The sequence below is a fragment of the Finegoldia magna ATCC 53516 genome, from assembly GCF_000159695.1.
Lineage (GTDB): Bacteria > Bacillota > Clostridia > Tissierellales > Peptoniphilaceae > Finegoldia > Finegoldia magna_F.
Map to the genome: position 1 here is coordinate 143,384 of NZ_CM000955.1, position 18,519 is coordinate 161,902.

Consider the following 18,519-nt stretch of genomic DNA (forward strand, 5'->3'; position numbering starts at 1 on the left):
TTACTCCTCCTCTGTTAAGGTATAGGTTATTTTCATTGTCTTATCTGCTGTTTTTAATATTGGACTAGATAAGTTATTAATTGTTCCAAGATAGGGAGTGTGAAGAAATAATAGTTTATAGAATCTTTCCTCATAACCTCCAAAACCTATTGCAAATGGACCAATTGTCTGTGTCTCCATCATTAAGTTACCTATTCCACTACCATTATATGAATCAACATTATTTACAATTACTTGGTCTTTCTTATCAATTACAAATTCATAACCTAATATATAGTCTCCCCACTTGTAAAGATAATTGTATTCTCCTCCATATTTCGAAGAGCTAACCTCTTTACCTAAAGAAATAACTGTTATATCTACTGGATTATTTATATTAACCTTATAAATTTTATTTGTTCTGTAAGGACTTATCGAATACAGGTATCCATTTTTAACACAACTATATTTATACCTATGGCAATAACTTCTATCTTTTTCATTATAACTTCCTAAACTTCCAAGCCTTATTCCATTAAGTGACCAAGTATCTGTACTAGTAGAATAGTCATTCTTATTTATTTTTACTCTTATTAAATTGTCTCTATTGGCCCCAAATCCATACCAATATCCATCCTCTCCATCATAAAAACAACATTCATACCAGGTGCCTATCTTGCTGAAAAACTCTGATACATCAATAGTAATCCTCTCTTCAGCTTTGTAGCCTTTAGTATAAATAGGATCATTTAAGCCTATACTTGTTAATGGCTCTTTTAGTTTTACCAATTCAATTGATTTGTCATTTAATGGCCATATTGATACTATTGTGTTTGACTTGAAGTCTATCTCAATACAGCCATTATAACAATCTGAGACCTCACGCTTTTTATATAAGGATGTGCTATTTAATAATAAAAATGGGTCTTTTCCATGTGTATCTCCATAAAAGTATTTACCACCTCTGTAGTGAGTAAGTGCTATTGATGATATTCTTCCATTAGCTTGAGAAGTTGAAAAGTCCCATACAAATTTATATCCATTTTCTAGTGGAATTGTTTCTGTTAAATTAGCAGAACCTCTTCTAGGAGCATCTGTCTGATTCACGTCATTTGATGCATAGCCAATTATCTGATTATCAGATGGTGCAAATATCTTTTCTGGATTTTCTTCCAATTTATCTTCAAAAAGAAGAACGCCTCCATAGCATTTATTAGCTATAGGAAATATCTCCTTCCAAAATTCAACTTTTTTACTATCATCTATCGGGTACATAAGTCCCATAGGATTCAATCTTAATAAATCTGGGACTGCATTAGTTATTAAGTTTTCATCTTCATATATCTCCTTTTTATTTGTTCTAACATCAGTTAGTTCGATGACTGATTTACCTTTGAGCATTTTCTTCCTCCTTATCTTTAAATTCTGTAGTGATTTCTTCCTTATATTTACCAAGCATCAATCCTTGATATTTAAATCTTCCTACCTCTTCATTAAATACTAGTGGGCTTGGAACTTGTCTTTCTACTTTGTATTCAGCTTTCAATTTCCTAAGCAGGAATGAATGACTAAGTTCTATTCTCTTCCAAGATTCATCAACTTTAATCTTTCCATCCCAAGCCTCTGTAGAACCTAAAGATTGACCAGATATAGCTGCGATAGCATTATCTTTACCTATCATAGCCTTACCTGATTCAAGTCTAATAAGCACTGAGAAATTGTTCATAGTTTTCTCTTGTAGTTTAGTTAATGGATAAAAAAGATTTAGAATATGGTCACCACTTAGGTAGGTTTCTTTTGGAATATGATGTTCTATTTTTGTATCGTTAAAAATGTAAGTAACAACAAGCCTTGTAGGTATTTCTATATTTTCAATAAAGTCAAGTTCTTCTACTTCTTCTTTCTCTTCATACTTTGGAGGATTATAGGATTTTCCATCATTATTTAAAACCTCTACTTGTTTCTTGACCTTTCTTGATATCTTTCTAGTTTTTTCTTCAGTATCACAAATTATATTTAACAAGATAGATGCATTAAAAATTGCCTCCGTTTCTTTATTGGAGGCAAATTCTATACGAATTATTGGAGTATCTGTTGTTGAAATATTAAAGGCAGAATAGTTGGAGTAGGCATGAACTACTAATTTTTCAGATTCAATCTGATTTAACAGTCCTGCTATATTCTTATCATTCTTGCTTTTAGCCCTAGATAAGTATGGGTTCTTCCCTACACCAAGAATTCTATGTTTTCCATTTATCTTGTATTCAATGTCAGTAATAAGCCCCTCAATCTTTTCTTCTTCGTAAGAAATAGCTATTCTATCTCCTACATCGAGGCTGGGGTCTCCTATGGTTACCATATCAAAAGGTGTGTGGTGAATCTTACAAATTTCAGTAAGAAGAACTTCACACATTCTTTTTCTTTTTTCTGGAAGTCCTAACTGCATCAGTGGATTTATTCCAAGATTCATAGTTAGGCCATCATCATTTTCTAAAGAGTAGTATTCAGCTATTTTAGTCTTTGCATTTGTTGAGCTGATGGCTGTATATCTTGTCTTGAAATCTGATATTGATGAAGAAAATCTTTCTCTCGTTTTAATTTCAGTGGATATACTTTCTGCATACTTTTTTAAAACCAATTTACCATCACGAGAGACCTGTGCAAAAGCACCAAGGGTTGATGCTATATAGTGAATAAAGTCTCTATAGGTTTCTATATCATGGTCTTGATAAATTGCCAAAACTTCCTCACCATTTACAAAAGCTTTTACCTCATCTTCTGTCATACCTAGTTCTACCTTGCACTTTTCACATGATAATGTAAGTAATTCAAAAGCTGTACCAAAAGTATCTGTTACTGGAAAGTTCTTATCAAACCTAAGCATATAGTCATAGCCTTTTAGTTCTAAAATTTTCTTAGACCTATTTGCTTCAGTGACATCAAAGATTCCCATTGGTATAGTTTCTATCTTTTTATTCTCTAATTCTTGATGGTAAAAAAGTTCTAGCTTTGCATCCTCTAAAGAATACCTATCTATATCTAAAAGAAGGCTAATTCCAAACTCTCCAGCATAAACTGTACCTATTTCAAGTTCAGAAGATCCAGAGCATGAACGATGAATGTACCCAGACCCTTTTAAAATATCCTTATTCGTAAAATGTATGGTGCTTTCATCTTTTAAGATGAGATTTCCCGTCCAGTAAAATTTACGAGAATTCTTTTTGATTGCTGTTTTATATTCATTGCTTGTTGGATACATCAATATTCCTCCAATGAAAAAGATACTTCCCACAATCCTTTATAAGAAGTATCTTTTATTAGTTTGACTTTAAACTTGTCTAGATACATTTGTGTCTCTTTTAGTTCCAATGTTTCTGTATCTAAGTATTTAACATTAAGATTAGACTTATTAGAAAAACTACTCAATGTCTTTACAAGTTTAGGACTGCAAGAAAAACCTACAGAAATACTTGCTACTTTGTTTCTAACAATATCCCTCTGAATAGTTCCTGCCTCTGTCTCTCCTCCAGTATCTGCCTCGATATCTCTAAACTCCAAATCATAAGAATTTGGTAAAGGTAGGTCTACTCCTTCAATAATTAAATATGATTGATATTTCATTACCTACCTCCACTTCTTAAATTCTTGCGCATAGATGCATTGACAATAACTTCATCAAGGAGAGTACCTCCAAGATAAACTGGGATGACTATATCGCCAGTATTTTCTGATTTTAAATTAATATTTGCAAGTGCATCAGATATTTGTCTTCCTATATCAATCCCATTTACAGCAGATTCCTTATCATATCCTCCCATACCGACTGCTGATATATTTGGATTTAAAACCATATCGCTTGCTACATTCTTCATAGAAGATTGAACTAATCTCCTACTCTTTTCTATCCCCTTAGATAGACCTTCCATAAAGTCTGGCATCCATGATTCGTAGTCGGTAAGTGGACCAACATCTGGAACTGAAAAGTGCAAGTAAGACCTAATAGTTGATGCCACATTCGATACAGCAGATATTACATTACCTATTGCATTTGAAATTCCCCTTGCAATTCCATTAATCATATCGGCTCCCCATGTGTAGGCTTGTGATGCTAGATTTCTAATGAAGTTCACTGCATTATTAAATCCATTTCTAATGCTATATAAAATATTCGACATACTAGAAGAAATAGCTGACTTCATCGAATTAAAGGCAGATGTGACTGCTGATTTTGCAGAATTCACTGTTGATGAAATAGTAGATTTGATACTATTCCAAACATTGGACACTAATGTCATAATTCCATTTAGAACTCCAGATATAAAGGATTTGATGGCATTCCAAACATTCATAACTATTGATTTAATAGTATTTAAAACTGTTTGAATTACTACTTTTATATTGTTCCATGATGTGGATATAAATGTTCCTATGGCAGTGATTACTGTAGTCAAGAACGTTTTTATCCCATTCCAAATAGTCTCAGCCTTTACTTTAATAGCATCAAGAACAGTTGAAATTAAAGTCTTTATACCTTCCCAAGTAGTCCTGATAAACTCTCCAACTGCTGTAAATACTTCTGTAGTTATAGTTGAAATAGCTGTCCATATATTTGTAAAAGTTGTTTGAATTCCCGTCCAGAGACTTGTAAAGAATTCTCCTAAACTTTGCCATAGACTCTTGGCTCCCTCAATAAAGGTATTCCAAGATTCAGTTAGAAAAGTTGTTATAAATGTCCAAATACTGTTCCATCCTTCAGAAAGTCCATTCCATAGATTGGCAAAGAAGTCCTTGATGCCTTTCCAAGTATTCTTAACTCCTTCAATAAATCCAGACCAAAATTCTGATAGAAAACTTGTGATTTCAATCCAGGTACTTGTCCAAGATTCTGATATTCCTTGCCAGAGGTTTACGAGGAATTCTTTTATTCCATTCCAAATGGCAACAGTTGATTCCTTAATAGTTTCCCATATGAAAATGACTCCTTCTCTAAACCAGTCGCACTTCTTCCATAATAGAACAAGACCAGCTATTACTGCACCAATAGCAATAGGAACAATACCAATGGCTGATACTACTGCAGTTATTGCAGGTATAAGTGGTACCTGTAAATATTCCAACTATCTTAGTAATTCCTCCTATTATTAGAGGTCCTTTAGTCATTATTGTTCCTATTGACCAGACAAGCTTTCCTATAATCATAAGAACTGGACCAAGAGCAGCTATAAAAACACCTATTCCTGCAATGACACCCTTTACTGGAGCAGGAAGTGCATTAAGTCCATTTACCAGTTTAGTTAATATATCAACTACTTTTCTAACAGTTGGCATTAGGAGTTCACCAAAGGATATGGCTAATTCTTCTAAGGCCGATTGTAGGATCTTTAATTGACCACCTAAGTTATCCTGCATAGTAGTTGCCATTTTTTCTGCTGTTCCATCTGCATTATATATGGCATCACTTAAACTGTTGTAGTCTTTTTCACTGGCATTTATAATTGCAAGCATTCCAGACATGGCATTTTTACCAAATATCATGGATGCTGCTTGTGCTTTTTGAGTTCCGTCTAAATTAGCAAAGGCAACTCTAAAGGTGCTTAAAGTCTCATCAAGTGAAAGGCCCTGTACATCTTCAATAGATAAGCCCAACATGGACATTCCATTAATAACTTCTTTAGTTGGTGATGCGAGTCTTGTTAGTCCAGACCTTAAAGCTGTCCCTGCTTGTGAACCTTTTATTCCTGCGTTAGCCATTAAACCTATAGCTACAGCTGTATCTTCAACTGAATATCCAAGTGTACCAGCAATAGGTGCAGCATATTTAAAAGTTTCACCCATTAATGAAACATTGGTATTGGCATTAGATGATGCAGCAGCAAGAACATCAGCGAAGTGAGAAGAGTCTTCAGCTTTTAAACCAAAGGCTGTAAGGGCATCTGTTACGATATCTGAAGTAGTGGCTAAGTCCTCACCACTAGCCGCAGCAAGGTTCATGACTCCTTCAATACCACCAATCATGTCTTTACTTTTCCAACCAGCCATGGCCATGTAGTTCATAGCCTCTGCCGCTTCAGATGCTGAGAACTTTGTCTTGGCTCCCATTTCACGAGCCTTTTCCCTTAGTGCATCAAAGTCGGACCCTGTTGCACCAGATACTGCTTTTACCTTTGACATACCAGAGTCAAAATCTGACGCAGTCTTTACAGCTGCTACTCCAAGACCTGCTACTGCAAGAGATACTGGCATCATTTTTCTTCCTACATTTTCTATATTTTGCCCTGTGTTTTGCCATTTTTCTCCAGTAATAGCTATATTTTGAAGAGTTTGATTAGTAGTTGCCCCCTGCCTCTCTAGAGACTTTAAGGCTTGTTCTGTTTCAATAATCTCTCGTTTAAGGGCATCATATTGTTCTTGGGAAATCTTACCTTCTGCAAGAGCCTGTTCAGCTTGTTTCTGCGCCTCTTTTAAAGAGGTTAATTTGTTCTTTGTTTCTTCTAAGGTCTGTCCTAATAGCTTATGCTTTTGTGAGATAAGTTCAGTGTTGCCAGGATCAAGTTTAAGAAGTTTGTTAACATCACGAAGTTCAGATTGAGTATGTTTAATCTCCGTATTAACTTGTTTTAGTGCAGTCTGCAATTTGGTAGTATCTCCACCAATTTCAACAGTTATCCCTTTTATTCTATTTGCCAATATCTCACCTCCTTAATTTTGAGCATCAAAAAAGCACCTACCTTTTTGATAGATGCTAAAAATTAATATTCACTATAAATATCATCGTCAGTGTAAAACCAAAATTCTAATTCATCATTAATCGCCTTAATAATATCTGCTTGATTTATTTTGTCTTTTTTGTTTTTTCTTCCACCAATAATAAAAAAGATATTTCCCTCATCAAAGTTTACTTCTCTTTTTTCGATTGAAGAATCTATAGCCAGTAATGTTGATTCTTTTTGATTGTAATATATTCTTACCGTTTCGGGAGACCTATTATATTTTCTAACAGCCTCTTCTCTGTCACTTTTTGGAATTTCGTTGATATTGATTTTTGGACTTCGACCTTTGTTTTTCTTCTTACCCACTGTATCACCTCTGTTACAGTGATTATACCATAAGTAGATTAAAATTTATCAAAGTCTTCTTGTGTAGCTACTTCTTTGTATTTATATTCATCGTTATTCTTTTCTGTGAACATATCATTTACAAGTCCAATTGTTAATAGGGATAAATCAGAAACAGAAAGACCCAATTCTACAGCCCTTAATAGAAACAAGGGTGTGGTCATTAGTCTTTCTGTTGGTCTTACTTTTTTTTAGGAACTTCTTCCGATTTTATATTAAGTCCCCATAACTCAATTAGCTGAGGTAGAATTTGATAAATTGAAAAAGTTGAGAAATTATCCAACCATTCTTCTGGACTATCTGGAACAGATTTATCTCCATGCTTTGCCATTACATAAGCTATATTTTCAAATAACTCAAGTGAACCTATATCAAGATTAGATTTATCTTCATCATTTTTCTTCATGGACTTTTCAAGTTCCATCAAGTCTTTGAAGATATCTCTACCAAATTTAAGTCTATAGATTCTTGGGATAGCTGCTGATGCACGGAAAATAACATCTTGCCCGTCAATTTGAATTTTCTTTGTTAGTGCCATATTTATTTACCTCCAACACTTACTCTTGAAGGTGTTACTGTCGTTTCTGTTGGCATATAGACTGACTTATACCAACCATCATAAGTTTCCTTCGTAGTCTCTTCACCTGTTCTAGCCTTTACATTTCCATTTGGAAGTGGTCTTGCTTGGATAGATAAGGTTTCTGGTTGGACTTCTCTTGATTCTTCATTAGTTTCTCCTTCGAGAGTAGGTCTTGCTGCTGAGCAGTTATACATGACATGACGGATTTTCTTTTGATCACCATCAAACTCAAAAAGAAGTGCAAAGTTTGCTGTTTCAGAATTTGAAGATTCAATAAGAACTTTATTTGAATCTGATTTTTCCATCAAAACATCAGTCCTAAAAGATTCTGGAATAAGGGCGATTTCTAAATCTCCATCATAGCCCATATTGTTTGAAATAGTGTAGTATTCAATTCCATCTGCGTAAAAGCTTTCAGGCTCTCCATTTGGATCTAATGAAATTGAAACAGCACCAGGCATTGGCACTGGTGTTTTATATTTAATAACGCCCTCTTCGGTTTTATCAAAGAGAGCGTAGTGTACGTTACAAATATTAAATTTAACTTTATTGGCCATTATTATTTACCTCCGTAATTTTTAAATTAAGTGTGAATTCATACAAAACTTCATAGAGTCTTTCTGATTCAATCCAAACTTCAGATTTTTCATAATAGATTTCTTCTCTATCAAGTATCTCTTCTATTTTTTCTTCTAGTTTTAAATCTTTCTTATCAGTGTAAAGTTCTAAGTCTATCTGGGTGTTTTTGTAAAAAACTACTCCATCTGCTCCAAAGTGTTTATTCTTTGGAAATAGATAGACTATAAATGGTGGATCTGGACTTTCTCCTTCAGCAAAGTGCGAGTATGCAAATGGAAGTCCTATTTTTTCAATTATTTTTAATAGCCTATCCATCGTTTAGTTTCCTCATAATATTTTCTTCCAATTCTCTGATTCCTTTCTCCTCAGCTGGACCAATGTGTGGCTTAGCAGATACTCTTCCTCCCTGCCTAAGAACATGACCTTTTTCAAGTAGATGAGCCAGTTGATATCTATTTCTTGAGTGAACTACGAGTTCTATTGAGTTTGATGTTTCTTTCATAGTTTTTACAGACCAGGACTTAGAATATTTCTTTGTCTCCCCTACAGGTGCATTTTCTTGTATGTCTTTTCTAATATTGCTACCAGCCTTTTTAACTTCCTTTTTGACTTCATCTGTTGCCATATCAGAATATTCTTCTAAGCCCTTCATTATTTCACTGGCTAGGTTTTCAATTTTTACATTCATCTACTCACCTTCCTACATCTAAACTTTATAAGTCTATTTTTATAGTTCATAAAGTCAATTGAGATGATATTGTAAATTTCATCATCAAATAGAATTCTGTACTCTGAAGTATTAATGTTCTTCAGACTATTTTGAAATCTTACAGTAAAAGAAATATCTGACCTGTCTACTTCCATCCCAAGAAATATTTCTTCTCCTTTTCCTTGAAAAGATATATAGGTTGATGTTGTTAGATAGTCCATCCATACTGATTTATGGTTACCAATTTCATCTACCTCAACATTTTTATTTTGAAAGGTTATTTTTCTATTTAAATCCGATATCCTCATTAGAACTCAGCCTTTCTCATTCCAAACAATAAAGCCCTTAGAGTTAAGTTTAGTTCAGAATAATCTGCCTCTTCTCTATGCTCATAAAGATACGCTGTCATATATAAGACAGCTATCTTTCCATTTGGATTTTTAGAAAGTTCTTCCTCACTATCAACTCTAGCTACATCCATGGAGTGCTTTATTGATGATTGGATGAGAGATTCAATCATCTCATCCTCATCATCAAAATCCACCCTTAAATAGGACTTTGCCTCCTCAAGAGTAATCATAATTTACTCCTTAGGCAGTAGTACCGATTTTTAATAGTTTAACTGCTTCTCTTAAAACTAAGATTCCATCAACTCTTTCTTTACCTAAGAAACCAACCATGCCATTACCAGCAAATAGTTCTTTTAAGTCTTGGAATGACCTATTTCCTCTATCTCCAATCTTGTAGTATGAAAAATCGCCAAAGGCTACAGCAAGTTTTCCTTTATCAGCTTTTGGAGCAAAGGCAGATGTGTAGGCAGGATATCCTAAAAGTCTATCCGGTTCTCCATCTTTAAGTGATGGTTGCCAAATATATGCACCATTAACATCTTTAAGTTTTCTAATTTGAGCAACTGTTGCATCATTTAAAATGAAGGCTGCTTTCTTTCTATAAGGTCTGTCTAAGGAGTAGACTAAATCAATTAGTTCATCTGCAGTAATTGTTTGAGCCTTTGTTGTACCTCCAAGTTCTCCACCTTTTTTAGAGTCAAAAATTCCTGTAGGCTTATTTACTCCATCGCCATTTAAGAAAGCATCCTCTTCAGCATTTGCTAGTGCTCTAGTAAATTCTTCAGTGATGTATTTTTCTAAATTAAAGGCTGCATCATAGAGAAGTTCTTCAGTAACTTTAATACCAACATGGAGTTTATGTGCATCAAGAGATACTTGATCGAATGTACCATCTCCAAAGGTAAGTTGACCACCTTCTTCAACCCATAGGGCTGCTGGTTTAGTAGCTGCAATATTAATTTTATGAAGTCCGGAAGTTTGAACTTTTGTAGCTAATTTTCTTACAATATTTTCATCTTCAAGACCATTTACAATATCTACTTCCATTTCTTCTGGAACTAAATATCCACCACTTTCATCTGTTCCTACTTTTAATTCATTAGAAATATCTCTAAAGTTAGTTCTTAATGCTTTCATCATAGACTTCTTATAGACATTTCTTGCCCTCATTGGCTTTTCTTCTTCATTAAAAGTAGCAGGTTCATTTGTTAATGCTTGAGTAGTAGGTTTTTCTAAAGTTTTATCCATTTCTTCTTCCCTCTTCTTTCTATCAATTTCACGAGTGTAATTCTCGATAGTTCTCTCCATCTCTTCATATGTCTTAAAGTCTTCATCAGACATTAGACCATTTTCATCTTTCTTAGATTCGGCAAATGCCTTTGCCTCATCCCAAGCTTTAGTTCTCTTTTCTAAAAGTTCTTTAATATTCATAATTACCTCCAAGTGTTTTTAATTTTGTTTAATCTTTCATCTACTTCTCTCATTGAGTGAGTCTTCACTTCTTTATTTATCTTTGTTAAAAGTGAGTTTGTAACTGCTCGCCTTGAAAAGACCATGTTCGTAACTTTTTCATCTTTTCTTTTATCGGTTAGAGTTCCATCACAAAAACCCATCTCGATGGCCTTATTCTTATCAAACCAAGTCTCTCCATCCATTAGATTAGAAATTTCTTCTCTTGATAAACCTGTCTTAATCTCATAGGCATTGATGATTGATTCCTTGACTTCCTTTAACATGTCCATAGCTTTTTGCATTTCTTTTGAGTCACCAATGGCTACAGTTAAAGGATTGTGAATCATCATTAATGATGTAGGACTCATCAATACTTCAGTTCCTGCCATAGCAATAACTGAAGCTGCTGATGCTGCGAGTCCATCAATCTTTATGGCCACATTTCCCTTGTGTTCTAAAAGCATGGTGTAAATTCTTGATGCTGCGATACAATCTCCACCAGGGGAGTTGATCCACACAGTTATGTCTCCACTTTTATTTTTTAATTCTTCAAAAAAGAGCCTTGGTGTGATTTCATCATCAAACCAAGACTCTTCTGCAATAACTCCATCTATATAGAGTTCATTTGAATTCTTATTCCAATTCCAAAATATTTTATTGTTCTTCATTAGTATTTATTTCTTCTCCTTTCTGCTGATAAAAACTACCTGCTTTATCAAGTGGTAGCATATTTCCATTTACAAGGTATAAGTCACCACCTTCTTCAGCTGATATCCTATCTAGGTTTTCTAATTCTCTTATGTCATTTGCACTCATCCAGCCATTTTGTCTTCCTACAGCATATCCATTCATCCTTGATTCATAGTCTCCCCTCAGAAGTCCATCAAGATTAAATTTAATAAAGTAGGATTCTTTTTCTTTCTTTGTTAATAGTGCTCTTTCCAAAGATTGCTCCCAACGAACAATCCAAGGGTCAAGAGTGTATTTAACAAATTCAAGCGACTGCTGTTCTATATTTGAAAATGACGACTTCTCCAAGTCTCCAATCATGTGAGGTGGTATTCTGAATATCCTTGCTATCTCATTTAATTGAAACTTTCTAGTTTCCAAAAACTGGGCCTCACTTGGTGCGATGGCTATTGGTTGGTATTTCATCCCTTCTTCAAGTACAGCCACTTTATTGGCATTTTTAGGCCCTTGAAATGCAGCATTCCATGACGCTCTAACTCTTTCTGGGTCTTTGATGATTCCTGGATGCTCTAAAACCCCACCAGGCTGTGCTCCATTTTGAAAGAATGACGCTCCATAATCTTCGCAAGCCATAGCCATACCAATTGCATTTTTTGCCATTGTAATTGGTGAGTATCCAATAAGACCATCAAAACCAAGTCCTGGTATATGAAGGACATCTTCTTTTAAAAGATAAACTTCTTCTGATTTATGACTGTATTTATAGAAGATTTCTCCATCTTCACTTCTCATAACCGTCATCTTATTCGGCATTAATGGGTAAAGTCCTATGACCTCATTTCTTCCATTACGAATTATCTGAGCGTAGGCATTACCCCAAAGTAATAGATGGGTCATTAGTGTTTCTCTAAAAACAAATGAAGTCATCTCTATATTTGGTTCATCGTGCAAAAGAAAATATATGGCATGGTCTTTTGCTTTTTCCTTTGAGTTTGAATCTCCTCTTTTATATAGATGAAGAGGAAGTCCTGCTAAGGTTTCAGCAAGCACTCTCACACATGAATAAACTGCAGTCATTTGCATAGCAGTAAACTCGTTTACATTCGTACCTGCTGTTGTCCTTCCAAATAAAAAAGACGATGAAGATATCCTCTCCCCGTCTTTAGGTTTATCTCTCGACTTAAATATTAAATTTAAAATGTTTATATTACCACCTCCTAAAAGTTGGTATGAAAAAAGCACCTACTAATGTAGATGCTAAAAAAAATATCATTAATAAATATATGTTAAAACCACTTTGACTTTTCTTTTCTAAATTTAGGAATCTCTCCATAAGCATATGGATTATAATTATCTATATTACATCCAAATTCTTTTAATTCTATTATTTTATTATCAAAATCCCATTTAACCAAAGAAATTCCATTAAATTCATCAATTTTCCCATTATTCATCACTGATTTAAAATGCCATTCCACAATTGATTGGTCTTTAAAGTCTAAAAATTGTACAATATCCCATGTTTCAACTTTTGCACGACTGTTCCATTCTTTAAACCATAACTCGAGTGTACTGCGATTATTATACTTTGGCCCCCAACTTTCTGTATACACAATATCATTAGCAAAAATATCTTTAATTCCTAAGTCTTGTTTTTTTATCCACATATCAAACCATAAACGAATAATATCTTCTCTATTCCTCATGAATATCACCTCAAAAATGTTTCTATTTTATTTATATACCCATATTAAAAAACAATCAATCCCCTATCATCATAAACCGATTCACTTGTATCATTACCACATCTTATTGCTCTATCAAGGGCCATGATTGTAGCAATAACTCCATCTATTTTTTCTGTAGACTTTTCTTTGTCTGCCTTAATGTTTCCAGCAGGATCAGTTTTTATAAAAATATTATCCATCATCCATCTTAGGACGGGATGTCCTCCATGGGCTATTTTTCTTTCAAGTGTTAGTTTCATTAATTCTTTTGTTGGTGGAGACATATCCTTAAATCCTTGACCAAATGGAACTACTGTAAAACCCATGCCTTCTAAGTTTTGAACCATCTGAACTGCTCCCCACCTGTCAAAGGCAATTTCTCGTATGTTATATATCTCGCCTAAGTCTTCGATAAATTTTTCAATAAACCCATAGTGGACTACATTTCCTTCTGTTGTCATAATATAGCCTTGTTTTTTCCATAGGTCATAGTTTACATGGTCTCTTTTTACTCTTAGGTCGAGGTTATCTTCTGGTAACCAAAAGTAGGGTAATATTTGATATTTATCATCTTCGTCTATTGGAGGAAAGACTAAAACAAAAGCTGTAATATCCGTTGTGCTTGATAGGTCAAGACCACCATAACAGACTCTGCCCTTTAGTTCTTCTTCATTAACAGCAAAGTTACATAAATCCCATTTTTCCATAGGCATCCATCTAATTGCTTGTTTGACCCACTGATTTAATCTTAACTGCCTAAAGGCATTCTCTTCAGTTGGATTTTGCTTAGCCGATTCACAGGCTTGTCTTACTTTTTCTATTGGAACTGTAATTCCTAGAGAGGGATTTGCCTTATGCCATACTTTTTCATCTGTCCAATCATCTTCTCTGTCTGCTCCATAGATTACAGGATAGAAAGTTGGATCCGTTTTTCTTCCTTCAAGTATGTCGACTGCCTTTTGATGCGTTTCGTAGCAGATTGATTTCGTATCTGTTCCTGCAGTTGTAATAAGAAAATATAGAGGTTGGGTTCTTGCATCACCAGACCCTTTTGTCATAACATCAAATAATTTTCTATTGGGCTGAGTATGAAGCTCGTCAAAGACCACACCATGAATATTAAATCCGTGTTTAGAATAAGCCTCTGCAGATAAAACTTGATAGAAAGAATTGGTCGGCTTATATATCATTCTCTTTTGAGATGCTAGAATCTTTACTCTTTTAGATAAGGCTGGACTCATCCTTACCATATCAGCTGCAACATCAAAAACTATAGTTGCTTGCTGTCTATCGGCGGCACAACCATATACCTCTGCTCTTTCTTCTCCATCACCACAAGTAAGAAGGAGTGCTACAGCAGCTGCAAGTTCTGACTTTCCCATTTTCTTTGGTATTTCAATATAGGCTGTATTAAATTGTCTATATCCCGTATCTTTCACTATGCCAAACAGATCTCTAATGATTTCTTCTTGCCAGTCAATAAGCTTAAAATCTTTACCTGCCCATCTACCTTTTGTGTGTTTAAGACATTCTATAAAGGTGACGGCATAATCTGCCTTGTTTTTATCATAATGAGATGTAGGTAGCATAAATTTTGTTGGTTTATATTTCATTTGACCTCCTTCCTTGAAAAATAGGCATAAAAAATAGCCACTTGCTAGTGACTTCTACTACAACAAATAGAGCCTAAACTCTATTTGGAATTTTTTTATCTTTGTCTTGCTATGTTTAATTCTTTGTAAGCTTTCTTTAATTCTCTTTCTAGTGTTTCTGATTCTGTAAAAAGTTGGAATTCTTCATCTGTTAAATTTCCTTTTGATACTTCCCAAAGTTCTTCATGAACTTGGTCTGCACATTTCTTTGCTGTTCCTGCTATGTCTAAAAGGTTAATGGCTGCTCCAGTCTTGCCTTCTTTTGATTTTTTTATTGAGCTTTCTGCGTATCTTTTGCAAGCTTTAACTTCTGCTTCTAATCTTTCTAAAAGGTCTTTTTTCATGGTAATGTTCTCCTTCTCTTTTGTTGTACACATATTCCCGTACAAGAAGAGATAAGTCAAGCAATTATCTTGCTCAACTCTCTATTTTTATTATTAATTTCTCTTGAAAAGGAGGGCTGGTGCATATTCTTTTTCCTCTTTGCTCTCTTTGAAATTCCAATTAGTCCTTCCTGTATCTATTTCAATTAAGTCTATAGGAAAGTAACCTTTTCTTTTAAAACTTTTTAATCCTTTCATAAGACCTGTTGACTGGTCTGAAATTGTAAATTCTTGTATTCCAAATCTTTCAAGATTCTCTATCATATCTTCGTGATTATCTACAAATCCAATGTCATCAAAGTTTATGATGTCTCGCCCTATCCTTTGGGATTCCCTATATGCCCAATAAAATCTGTAACTGATTTTATTTTCTTCGAATTCTTCTTTTTCTTTAATGTTTTCTAACAATTCAATCTTTTTCATTTTTGTACCTCCTCTTTTGTTGTACACATATTCCCGTACAATAGAGGAATAGTCAAGCAATGTATGGTTATTTAATTAGATTTTTCAATAATATCCTCCCTAAAAATTACATTTAACATCGAACCATTATCCCATTTTACTAGGATTGATCCAAGGGCATCTACTCCATAAACTGTACCTAAAGTTCCAACTGGAGGTGCTTGGTCATCTTCCATTTGGATTAGTTTCACTCTTGTACCTACTGGATACGTCTCTTTCAATTTTTGTATAATTTCCCTTGAAATCATCTAATCACCTCACATACATATATCACTCAATCTAGGATTTATATCAAGTCAGATTAATAACATCTTCATACTTATATTTTTTTCCATCTCTTAAAAGGCTTATATCTTCATCACTACCCACTAAATTTAAATATCTTTTTACTGCTACATCAACAAATTTAGGTTCTATTTCTATTCCATAGCAGATTCGATTAAGCTCCTCACAGGCAATTAATGTAGATGCACTTCCTAAAAATCCATCAAGGACTAAGCCATTTGTTTGAGTTGATTGCTTTATTAAATAAGCAATAAGTGGTACTGGTTTTGATGATGGATGACCACATCCTTCTTTTTCAGAATCTTTAATTCCATCAAATTCAAAGACTGCTGTTTGCTTTTGATCTCCATACCAGTTATGTTTTCCATCTTTTCTCCAACCAAAGATAATAGGCTCCATATTAAATTTCCAATCTGTTCTCATGAAAGGAGCTCTTGGTTTTTTCCAAATCAGTCCTGCACCAACTTTAAATCCAGCATCTTCAAAAGCATCATAGAAAACTCTTGCCTTCATCGTTGCATAGAATTCATAAATAGATGCATCTTTGGCCATTGCATCTTTGAAGTTAGTAAATACCTTCATTAAAAATTCATAGGCTTCCTTATCATTAAGATTGTCATTTTTAATTGTTCCCGATTTATTTTTCAAATCTACAAAATATGGTGCATCTGTACATACTAAATTGACCTTAGTTTCACCTAGTAACTTTTCAAAAGTATCCCATAGAGTAGAATCTCCACAGATAACTTTATGTCTTCCTAGAGCCCATATATCTCCTTCTTTAGAAAAAGTTGGTTTATTTAGTTCTCCCTCAATATCAAAGTCATCTTCTTTTGCTTCACTACCTAAATCAAAAAGCTGACCCAGTTCTTCTTCCGAAAAACCTGTCAGCTCTACGTTAAATCCATATTCTTCTAATGATTCTAGTTCGATTTTTAGTAATTCTTCATCCCAACCAGCATCAAGACTTAACTTATTATCAGCAAGAACATAAGCTTTTCTTTGTGCCTCTGTGAGATGATTTTCTAAAATACATGGAACTTTCTTTAGTCCTAGTTTCTTAGCCGCTAGAAGTCTGCAATGTCCTGCTGTAATAACATTCTCATCTGAAATTAAGATAGGATTTAAAAATCCAAATTCTTTTATAGATGCAGCTACCTTATTTACTTGTTCGTCAGTATGCGTTCTAGCATTACTAATATATGGGATGAGTTCATCTACATTTTTTAATTCATATTGTAATAGTCCTTCTTTCATTAGATGAGCCCCCACTTTGCAAATTCCTCAAAACCACCAATAGATTTTACATAGTCTTCGGCAATTTCTACTATTTCTTCATAGGCTTTATCACCAACAAATTCATCTCCAATGGCACAGGATAATTCTATATCCCTATTTTCTTTTTGTGCTTTTAGGTGGGCGTAGATATTGACCGATACATCTGCCTTAGATAGGTCTTTACCATGTAGTCCACCACCAGTTACAGCTCGACCCATATCTGAACCTAGCTTTCTATTGGTTGCTCCAGTATCTACATTAAATCCTCCAGTCCAATCTCCTAATGGATTTACAATTGCTCTTGGATAAATTGATTTTAAAATTTCCGTAGATACATTTGACTGACAAATAATAAGTTTATCCCCATCGAGAATATATTTCCCATCATATGGGTAGTCCCTATAAATTTCTCTGGCTATAGTTGAGAGTTTCTTTTCTTCTTCAGATGTAGGCACTCCTTTAAATATTCCATTATCCCCACATCTAATCTTTTCTTTTTGATTGTTCGATAAGTGAATGTCTTGCTCTACAATTTTTACATCGGCTTTTACTTCTCCTGCTATTCTATTAATAGCTGATTTGATTTCTTCAACATCTAACTTGCAGTCCGTTTCTATAATCACATGACAGTCTCCATGTCCCAGTAAAACTTCAACTGCTATTTTAGGATTATCTTTTTCTTTATATGCTAAATCTACAATTGCACCAGCAATACAATCTGCTATTTTATCAACGTGTGATGGATTCACTTTTTCAAACATATATTACACCTCCATGTTTTTTATCCTTCCAAAATTCCAACCATTAATTAGAAAATTGTTCAACGTATTCTCTTTTACACATTTTTCTAATTTCCCGTTATTTATCCATTTCCTATTTTTGCTATTCTCAGAAAGTTTTTTTCTACTTTTTTCAGAAATCACTTTTCCTTTATGTGATTCAGATATTTTCTTCTTAACATCTCCATAATTCATATTGTATGAATGAGTACACCATTCTAAATTTTCTAATTTGTTATTAGCTTTGTTTTCATCAAGATGATTTACTTCCTCATAGTTATTTGGATTAGGCAAAAAAGAAAGAGCCACCAATCTGTGAACGAGCAAATTTTTTTTGCTACCATTCTTCCAGAGGTAAACTCTTTTGTATCCATTAGGTTGAAAATCTCCCTTTAATATTAAATTATTACTTTTTATGCTTCTAATATTACCTAGAGTAGATGCCTGATATTCATCTTCATATCCAGGAATATCTTTCCATACTTCTATTGAATTCAAT

Annotated in this window: 23 protein-coding genes; all 23 read right to left on the reverse strand. The window is 34.0% G+C overall.

What is annotated here, in order from left to right:
• Complete coding sequence (locus HMPREF0391_RS00620) at positions 1 to 1,380, reverse strand: hypothetical protein (protein WP_002834861.1); 1,380 nt, start codon at positions 1,378 to 1,380, stop codon at positions 1 to 3.
• Entirely contained in the window at positions 1,367 to 3,238 is a 1,872-nt protein-coding gene (locus HMPREF0391_RS00625; protein WP_002834862.1) for a hypothetical protein, read from the reverse strand. The genes HMPREF0391_RS00620 and HMPREF0391_RS00625 overlap by 14 nt, the downstream gene beginning before the upstream one ends.
• Positions 3,238 to 3,600, reverse strand: coding sequence for a hypothetical protein (locus HMPREF0391_RS00630; RefSeq protein ID WP_002834864.1), 363 nt, complete (start codon positions 3,598 to 3,600; stop codon positions 3,238 to 3,240). Before HMPREF0391_RS00630 ends, HMPREF0391_RS00625 begins: the two co-directional genes overlap by 1 nt.
• Positions 3,601 to 4,965: 1,365 nt before the next feature.
• A complete protein-coding gene (locus HMPREF0391_RS09530; RefSeq protein ID WP_002834866.1) occupies positions 4,966 to 6,666 on the reverse strand; it encodes a phage tail tape measure protein in 1,701 nt (566 codons plus the stop codon).
• A 62-nt stretch (positions 6,667 to 6,728) separates the two neighbouring features.
• Positions 6,729 to 7,055 (reverse strand): hypothetical protein, encoded by a 327-nt coding sequence (locus HMPREF0391_RS00640; protein ID WP_002834867.1) that lies wholly within the window; start codon positions 7,053 to 7,055, stop codon positions 6,729 to 6,731.
• A gap of 38 nt (positions 7,056 to 7,093) precedes the next feature.
• Positions 7,094 to 7,258 carry a hypothetical protein gene (locus HMPREF0391_RS09460; protein ID WP_002834868.1) on the reverse strand — a complete coding sequence of 55 codons (165 nt, stop codon included), beginning with the start codon at positions 7,256 to 7,258 and terminating at the stop codon, positions 7,094 to 7,096.
• A 17-nt stretch (positions 7,259 to 7,275) separates the two neighbouring features.
• Positions 7,276 to 7,632, reverse strand: coding sequence for a hypothetical protein (locus HMPREF0391_RS00645; RefSeq protein ID WP_002834869.1), 357 nt, complete (start codon positions 7,630 to 7,632; stop codon positions 7,276 to 7,278).
• 2 nt (positions 7,633 to 7,634) lie between these two features.
• Complete coding sequence (locus HMPREF0391_RS00650; RefSeq protein WP_002834870.1) at positions 7,635 to 8,231, reverse strand: major tail protein; 597 nt, start codon at positions 8,229 to 8,231, stop codon at positions 7,635 to 7,637.
• The gene (locus HMPREF0391_RS00655) at positions 8,221 to 8,568 is read right to left on the reverse strand and encodes a hypothetical protein (protein WP_002834871.1); all 348 of its coding nucleotides are present in this window, start codon (positions 8,566 to 8,568) and stop codon (positions 8,221 to 8,223) included. The genes HMPREF0391_RS00650 and HMPREF0391_RS00655 overlap by 11 nt, the downstream gene beginning before the upstream one ends.
• Positions 8,561 to 8,941, reverse strand: coding sequence for an HK97 gp10 family phage protein (locus tag HMPREF0391_RS00660; RefSeq protein ID WP_002834872.1), 381 nt, complete (start codon positions 8,939 to 8,941; stop codon positions 8,561 to 8,563). Before HMPREF0391_RS00660 ends, HMPREF0391_RS00655 begins: the two co-directional genes overlap by 8 nt.
• Positions 8,938 to 9,270 carry a phage head closure protein gene (locus HMPREF0391_RS00665; RefSeq protein WP_002834874.1) on the reverse strand — a complete coding sequence of 111 codons (333 nt, stop codon included), beginning with the start codon at positions 9,268 to 9,270 and terminating at the stop codon, positions 8,938 to 8,940. The genes HMPREF0391_RS00660 and HMPREF0391_RS00665 overlap by 4 nt, the downstream gene beginning before the upstream one ends.
• Entirely contained in the window at positions 9,270 to 9,542 is a 273-nt protein-coding gene (locus HMPREF0391_RS00670) for a head-tail connector protein (protein ID WP_002834875.1), read from the reverse strand. Before HMPREF0391_RS00670 ends, HMPREF0391_RS00665 begins: the two co-directional genes overlap by 1 nt.
• Before the next feature lie 10 nt (positions 9,543 to 9,552).
• A complete protein-coding gene (locus tag HMPREF0391_RS00675; protein ID WP_002834876.1) occupies positions 9,553 to 10,743 on the reverse strand; it encodes a phage major capsid protein in 1,191 nt (396 codons plus the stop codon).
• Positions 10,744 to 10,745: 2 nt separating this feature from the next.
• The gene (locus tag HMPREF0391_RS00680) at positions 10,746 to 11,432 is read right to left on the reverse strand and encodes a head maturation protease, ClpP-related (RefSeq protein WP_002834877.1); all 687 of its coding nucleotides are present in this window, start codon (positions 11,430 to 11,432) and stop codon (positions 10,746 to 10,748) included.
• Positions 11,419 to 12,660: a phage portal protein gene (locus HMPREF0391_RS00685; RefSeq protein ID WP_196218491.1), complete on the reverse strand. Its 1,242-nt coding sequence runs from the start codon at positions 12,658 to 12,660 to the stop codon at positions 11,419 to 11,421. The genes HMPREF0391_RS00680 and HMPREF0391_RS00685 overlap by 14 nt, the downstream gene beginning before the upstream one ends.
• An 80-nt stretch (positions 12,661 to 12,740) precedes the next feature.
• Positions 12,741 to 13,160: a nuclear transport factor 2 family protein gene (locus HMPREF0391_RS00690; protein WP_002834879.1), complete on the reverse strand. Its 420-nt coding sequence runs from the start codon at positions 13,158 to 13,160 to the stop codon at positions 12,741 to 12,743.
• A gap of 44 nt (positions 13,161 to 13,204) precedes the next feature.
• Entirely contained in the window at positions 13,205 to 14,794 is a 1,590-nt protein-coding gene (locus HMPREF0391_RS00695; protein WP_002834880.1) for a terminase large subunit, read from the reverse strand.
• A gap of 95 nt (positions 14,795 to 14,889) precedes the next feature.
• Positions 14,890 to 15,177: a hypothetical protein gene (locus tag HMPREF0391_RS00700; RefSeq protein ID WP_035109041.1), complete on the reverse strand. Its 288-nt coding sequence runs from the start codon at positions 15,175 to 15,177 to the stop codon at positions 14,890 to 14,892.
• 93 nt (positions 15,178 to 15,270) lie between these two features.
• Positions 15,271 to 15,639: a DUF7698 family protein gene (locus HMPREF0391_RS00705; protein WP_035109042.1), complete on the reverse strand. Its 369-nt coding sequence runs from the start codon at positions 15,637 to 15,639 to the stop codon at positions 15,271 to 15,273.
• A 71-nt stretch (positions 15,640 to 15,710) separates the two neighbouring features.
• A complete protein-coding gene (locus HMPREF0391_RS00710; protein ID WP_002834883.1) occupies positions 15,711 to 15,926 on the reverse strand; it encodes a DUF4314 domain-containing protein in 216 nt (71 codons plus the stop codon).
• Positions 15,927 to 15,969: 43 nt separating this feature from the next.
• Complete coding sequence (locus HMPREF0391_RS00715) at positions 15,970 to 17,220, reverse strand: site-specific DNA-methyltransferase (protein ID WP_002834884.1); 1,251 nt, start codon at positions 17,218 to 17,220, stop codon at positions 15,970 to 15,972.
• On the reverse strand, positions 17,220 to 18,002 hold the full coding sequence (locus HMPREF0391_RS00720; protein ID WP_002834885.1) for an S-adenosylmethionine synthetase: 783 nt from the start codon (positions 18,000 to 18,002) through the stop codon (positions 17,220 to 17,222). Before HMPREF0391_RS00720 ends, HMPREF0391_RS00715 begins: the two co-directional genes overlap by 1 nt.
• 3 nt (positions 18,003 to 18,005) lie before the next feature.
• A complete protein-coding gene (locus tag HMPREF0391_RS00725) occupies positions 18,006 to 18,518 on the reverse strand; it encodes an NUMOD4 domain-containing protein (protein ID WP_002834886.1) in 513 nt (170 codons plus the stop codon).
• Position 18,519 lies beyond the last annotated feature (1 nt).

Coding starts and splice junctions, on each gene's coding strand:
- HMPREF0391_RS00720 (WP_002834885.1), bottom strand. CDS start 18,002: ATGTTTGAAAAAGTGAATCCATCACACGTTGATAAAATAGCAGATTGT.
- HMPREF0391_RS00655 (WP_002834871.1), bottom strand. CDS start 8,568: ATGGATAGGCTATTAAAAATAATTGAAAAAATAGGACTTCCATTTGCA.
- HMPREF0391_RS09460 (WP_002834868.1), bottom strand. CDS start 7,258: ATGACCACACCCTTGTTTCTATTAAGGGCTGTAGAATTGGGTCTTTCT.
- HMPREF0391_RS00630 (WP_002834864.1), bottom strand. CDS start 3,600: ATGAAATATCAATCATATTTAATTATTGAAGGAGTAGACCTACCTTTA.
- HMPREF0391_RS00705 (WP_035109042.1), bottom strand. CDS start 15,639: ATGAAAAAGATTGAATTGTTAGAAAACATTAAAGAAAAAGAAGAATTC.
- HMPREF0391_RS00620 (WP_002834861.1), bottom strand. CDS start 1,380: ATGCTCAAAGGTAAATCAGTCATCGAACTAACTGATGTTAGAACAAAT.
- HMPREF0391_RS00695 (WP_002834880.1), bottom strand. CDS start 14,794: ATGAAATATAAACCAACAAAATTTATGCTACCTACATCTCATTATGAT.
- HMPREF0391_RS00710 (WP_002834883.1), bottom strand. CDS start 15,926: ATGATTTCAAGGGAAATTATACAAAAATTGAAAGAGACGTATCCAGTA.
- HMPREF0391_RS00715 (WP_002834884.1), bottom strand. CDS start 17,220: ATGAAAGAAGGACTATTACAATATGAATTAAAAAATGTAGATGAACTC.
- HMPREF0391_RS00645 (WP_002834869.1), bottom strand. CDS start 7,632: ATGGCACTAACAAAGAAAATTCAAATTGACGGGCAAGATGTTATTTTC.
- HMPREF0391_RS00680 (WP_002834877.1), bottom strand. CDS start 11,432: ATGAAGAACAATAAAATATTTTGGAATTGGAATAAGAATTCAAATGAA.
- HMPREF0391_RS00625 (WP_002834862.1), bottom strand. CDS start 3,238: ATGTATCCAACAAGCAATGAATATAAAACAGCAATCAAAAAGAATTCT.
- HMPREF0391_RS00670 (WP_002834875.1), bottom strand. CDS start 9,542: ATGATTACTCTTGAGGAGGCAAAGTCCTATTTAAGGGTGGATTTTGAT.
- HMPREF0391_RS00700 (WP_035109041.1), bottom strand. CDS start 15,177: ATGAAAAAAGACCTTTTAGAAAGATTAGAAGCAGAAGTTAAAGCTTGC.
- HMPREF0391_RS00650 (WP_002834870.1), bottom strand. CDS start 8,231: ATGGCCAATAAAGTTAAATTTAATATTTGTAACGTACACTACGCTCTC.
- HMPREF0391_RS00665 (WP_002834874.1), bottom strand. CDS start 9,270: ATGAGGATATCGGATTTAAATAGAAAAATAACCTTTCAAAATAAAAAT.
- HMPREF0391_RS00675 (WP_002834876.1), bottom strand. CDS start 10,743: ATGAATATTAAAGAACTTTTAGAAAAGAGAACTAAAGCTTGGGATGAG.
- HMPREF0391_RS00660 (WP_002834872.1), bottom strand. CDS start 8,941: ATGAATGTAAAAATTGAAAACCTAGCCAGTGAAATAATGAAGGGCTTA.
- HMPREF0391_RS00690 (WP_002834879.1), bottom strand. CDS start 13,160: ATGAGGAATAGAGAAGATATTATTCGTTTATGGTTTGATATGTGGATA.